This window comes from Desemzia sp. FAM 23990, assembly GCF_045528485.1.
Classification (GTDB): domain Bacteria; phylum Bacillota; class Bacilli; order Lactobacillales; family Carnobacteriaceae; genus Desemzia.
This window is the reverse complement of the sequence record NZ_JBGQQW010000092.1, coordinates 1-255: the sequence shown is the minus strand read 5'-3', so window position 1 is coordinate 255 and position 255 is coordinate 1. Positions and strand designations below refer to the sequence as shown.

At 40.8% G+C, this 255-nt stretch carries 1 protein-coding gene; it reads right to left on the bottom strand.

The features are described from left to right. Positions 1–255: transposase (locus ACEN4I_RS13600; protein WP_407103316.1), on the bottom strand; the 255-nt coding region annotated here is incomplete at both ends.

Below are 255 nucleotides of genomic sequence, written 5' to 3'. Positions count from 1 at the left end.
TCAATAGAACTAAACAGCTTTTTTTCCGATTTTTCAGTTGTCCAAAAAAAGAGCGCAAGCGATTGCGATTAATGTTATCTACATTCATCGCAATGACGGATAAGGCAATCGTAGTCAAGGTAGTTTCGCGGAGTTTGGTGCGGATATTTTCCATACCGAAACAACGCTTCAGTAAACTGAAGCCGCGCTCAACTTCTACACGATCTGCATTATCGCGATATTCGATTTCTTTGTCTCTGGTTTGGTCTTTCTTTG